The 3,855-nt window shown below is 44.5% G+C and carries 3 protein-coding genes and 2 pseudogenes; 3 read left to right on the top strand and 2 right to left on the bottom strand.

Annotation, left to right across the window (positions count from 1 at the left end):
* The 3 genes and pseudogenes from J5224_RS23915 to J5224_RS23905 all read left to right on the top strand — a co-directional run.
* The coding region (locus tag J5224_RS23915) for a lytic polysaccharide monooxygenase (RefSeq protein WP_264627725.1) at nucleotides 1–242 on the top strand (242 nt) is incomplete at its 5' end.
* Nucleotides 243–301: 59 nt separating this feature from the next.
* Nucleotides 302–946, top strand: coding sequence for a lytic polysaccharide monooxygenase (locus J5224_RS23910; RefSeq protein ID WP_264627724.1), 645 nt, complete (start codon nucleotides 302–304; stop codon nucleotides 944–946).
* 106 nt (nucleotides 947–1,052) lie between these two features.
* Nucleotides 1,053–1,376: pseudogene (locus tag J5224_RS23905) on the top strand (peptidylprolyl isomerase); the annotation flags it as partial.
* A 290-nt stretch (nucleotides 1,377–1,666) separates the two neighbouring features.
* On the opposite strand, the gene J5224_RS23900 reads toward J5224_RS23905, so the two are convergent.
* Nucleotides 1,667–2,443, bottom strand: coding sequence for a lytic polysaccharide monooxygenase auxiliary activity family 9 protein (locus J5224_RS23900; protein ID WP_264627723.1), 777 nt, complete (start codon nucleotides 2,441–2,443; stop codon nucleotides 1,667–1,669).
* An 894-nt stretch (nucleotides 2,444–3,337) separates the two neighbouring features.
* Nucleotides 3,338–3,855 (bottom strand): annotated as a pseudogene (locus tag J5224_RS23895) (polysaccharide lyase); the annotation flags it as partial.

Raw genomic sequence — 3,855 nt, 5'->3', positions numbered from 1 at the left:
GCGCCTGGCAGGTCTTTATCACACAGCAGAACTGGAACCCCAATGCACCTTTAACGCGTGCCAGTTTTAATCTGTCGCCTATCTGCCAGCAAATATTCTCACCGCCCTATCCTCGGCCGCCAATGTCGTTCTCTATGAATTGTACCATACCGGCGCGTACCGGATATCAGGTACTGCTGGCGGTATGGACAGTGGGAGATACCCCAAATGCCTTCTATCAAGTGATTGATGCTCAGTTCTGATGGTTATCAGTCATGATGCTATAGGCTAAAAATGCTTACTATATAATCTGGAGTAAGAAATGAAACACATCGTCTTGCTGCTATTAACGCTGTTTACCAGTTCCTATGGGGTTGCTGAAGAGCTGGCCTTAGATTCACAGCCTGTGCTTCCAGAAAGCCCATACAGTGGATATATTTCATCACCCCCGAGCCGTGTGGTGTTGTGTACCGGCGACCTTGGTGGGATTAATAACGCAAACTGTGGACCGGCAAAGTTTCAATCTCAATATATTGAAGGGCCGAGAGGATTTCCGACAGAAGGTCCTCCGGACGGAAAAATTGCAAGCGCTGGAAATCCTGTGTTTTCTCAGTTGGATGCTCAAAGTGCTAATCGATGGTATAAATCACCGATGACAGCGGGGTACAATACGTTTACCTGGACGCTGAAAGCACCGTATAACACCTATAGTTGGCAATTCTTTATCACCAAACAGAACTGGAACCCTAATGCGCCGCTGACGCGTGCCAGTTTCGAGTTAGAACCCTTCTGTATCAACTATGTTCCGGTAGATTCAACCCCGTTGGAGAATATGAGTACCGACTGCGTGGTGCCACAGCGCACGGGTTATCAGGTCATATTGGGGGTATGGACAGTTTCTGATAAAGCAGATGCTTTCTATCAGGTACTGGATGTGAATTTTGGTTCTTACGCCATGTGGCCTTGATGTTGTTTAGTGGTTAGTTACAGGACGTCGTTTTCAGCACCGCCAGACCTTTACCCTAACCCGCGAATTGGGCCAGCTTCGCTTTCACGCACTGGGCAGCGACGGGAAAGTGCTGGTGTCAGTGAAAAGTTTCATCGAGCACGTTAACAGCAGCTTCTATAATGGAACCTCCTTTCACCGCGTGATCCCTGACTTTATGGTTCAGGGCGGCGGCTTTGTGGATGAAATGAAGCAAAAAGCCACTAACCCGCCGATCAAAAACGAAGCAGACAATGGTTTACGTAACGTGCGTGGCACCATCGCCATGGCGCGCACCGCTGAAAAAGACAGCGCCATCAATCAGTTCTTTATTAACGTCGCGGATAACGCACTCCTTGATCACGGTCAGCGCGATTTTGGCTATGTGGCATTGATGATTTTTGGCGAGATAAACAGTGTGTCATTAATGTGGTGCTAAGGTTGGTTATTATTGGGTTGGCTACGTTTTTAACTGAAAAATGCAGATGCTAAAAAATAAATGACAGGTAAATTAAAAAACAATTCCATGCTATTATCAATAGGTTTTTTTAAGGATGTCCTACGTCAGGATTTATTTAAAAATAAGATGTGCGCAAGAATGATATCGCCGACTGCTAATACATCACAGTCAGCGGTATCATATAATTGTCTCATTTTGTATGTTATCTAACGTGAATATTTAAGATGTTATAACATATGTGATTAAACAAAATTGAGGTCGAACGCTTGATAAAAGCCCATTGGCGTATCAGCCACGATCCATATCAGCAGAAGCACGTGGTGACCGGTTCTTTGAGGCAATTGTAAGCTATGGCTAACCCGTGGGGGCATTTGCGCCAATGTGAAATTCCAAAAAGGTGCCAATAGTGTAAAGTCATTGACTATCCCATTTAAATTAAAGCTGCCACGATTCAGACGTTGTGACGGGTTCCAGTTCGGATAAGTCAGAAACCATCGATAACCACGAGTTCTATGCTGTGCGGTATATACCCAGTTTACATTGAAGGTTTGCCCACTTGTGACGGTGGTTCTAGGCCATGTTGTTCCGCGCGCCGCTTGCAACTCTGCATCCGTAAAATTCACAATATCTCGATTCCCAGTGCGACCACCGCTGACGATAGAGCCATTTGCTGGAGGTGCCGCACTCGGGGTGTCGGTCAAAAAAGCATCACCAAATCCGAGGGGCTGAAATGGGCCACCGATGAAGTCTGGGAAATTTTTTCCCCCTTCCATTTCATTAGCTTCCCATGCACCAATCCATCCGCGAGAAGCAGCAAAGGCACTGCGCGACATAGGACTCGTCACCTGACCATGATAAAGATCGCCAAAGTAATATTTATCCTCAGGTACACAGCAGCAATTATCGTGTTCCGGTCTAGGTGGACAAGGTTTAGGTGGACAAGGCTCAGGGTGATACTCATTACAAGGATCGGGCTGGGGCTCATTACACTGCGGGTCGTAATTAGCAGGCTTAGTCATGACGAATACCCTCATTATGAATAATGACATCTGAAAATAGATTAGAAAAAATCTCTAATCATTCTTTTCTTTTGAAAAAATCAAAAGAAAAAGTATGTTGTAGATTTTTTTCTGGTGAATAAATAAAAATGAAGTGAAAGGAGTAGATGCGTCATCATATAATCGTAACGCAATGCTAATAATTAGCTGGCTGATGATTAATATTATCGTAAAGTCACAACGACAAAACACAATGATGATGTTAGTCGAATTATAAAAAAGAGTCATAATCTTTTTGTGATAACGACGTAAATATTTTAATAGTGGTGTCTATGTGTTAATAAATCATCATCATAATAAGTTGTTTTTAGAAGAAAATAATATTTAAATTTCGTTTTTTGTCATCAAAATCCTAAAGGCTCATATGATAACCGATCAAAAAATATCATCAATAAAAACAATGGTGTATTGTATGTATAAAACGAAGCGATGAACAAAAATAAAACACTTAGCAACAAAAATAATCGAGGATTAATTATTATATTCTGTGCATGATTTTTCTTACATTTTGGATATGTATATTAAAAGTGACTTGCATTGATATGTTCTAATTTGAACCACGTTCATCGTGAGCGGCTCAAGCAGTAGCGATACCGGCCAGGGTGTTTACGTGGACGCTGACGCAAACGCATATCACTCGCGCCAGAACCCTTCAGTGTGAACTCTATTCCGGTAGAAAATACGAGTACCGACTGCGTGGTGCCACAGCGCACGGGTTATAAGGTCATATTGGGGGTATGGATAGTTTCTGATAAAGCAGACGCTATCAGGTATTGGATGTGAATTTTGGTTCTTAAAATAGCGATAACAGTAGACATCAAGGCCACGCCATGTGGCCTTGATGTTGTTTGGTCGTTAGTTACAGGACGCCGTTGTCAGCACCGCCAGACCTTTGCCCTGACCCGCGAATTGGGCCAGCTTCGCTTTCACGCACTGGGCACTGACCGGTGAATAGCTGTAAGGCAGCGACGGGAAAGTGCCGGTAGAGGTCCAATCCTCAGCGTTAACGTAAGCTTTGGAATCGCTGGTCCAGGTGATGTTATACGTGGCGTTTTGAGCAGCGCTGGTGACATTGTTATCACGCAGAACCCAGGTACCAAAGTTAGAGCCGTCATAGCGCGATGTCACGGGGTTAACGGCATTTTCGAACCAGTTGCGTTCGATCAGTGCCAGCCCTTTCTGGCGCACATTTATTCCTGAACTGGTAATACCGGAATAAAGGTTGTTATAGGCGTGCACTTGCCCCCCACGCTGTAATGGCAAGCGGGCGTTCACATCGCTGTAGACGTTGTGGTGGTATGTCAGGTTACGGCCCGTATCGCTGCTGCTCGAGCCGCTTAATCCCACTTTTTTGATACCGTGAATGTAGTTAT

It is taken from the genome of Candidatus Symbiopectobacterium sp. NZEC135 (assembly GCF_025962695.1).
This window is presented reverse-complemented; position numbering and strand designations above follow the sequence as displayed.

What these genes read in the sequence shown, in the direction of transcription:
- J5224_RS23910 (WP_264627724.1), top strand. Translation starts at nt 302, where the DNA reads ATGAAACACATCGTCTTGCTGCTATTAACGCTGTTTACCAGTTCCTAT.
- J5224_RS23900 (WP_264627723.1), bottom strand. Translation starts at nt 2,443, where the DNA reads ATGACTAAGCCTGCTAATTACGACCCGCAGTGTAATGAGCCCCAGCCC.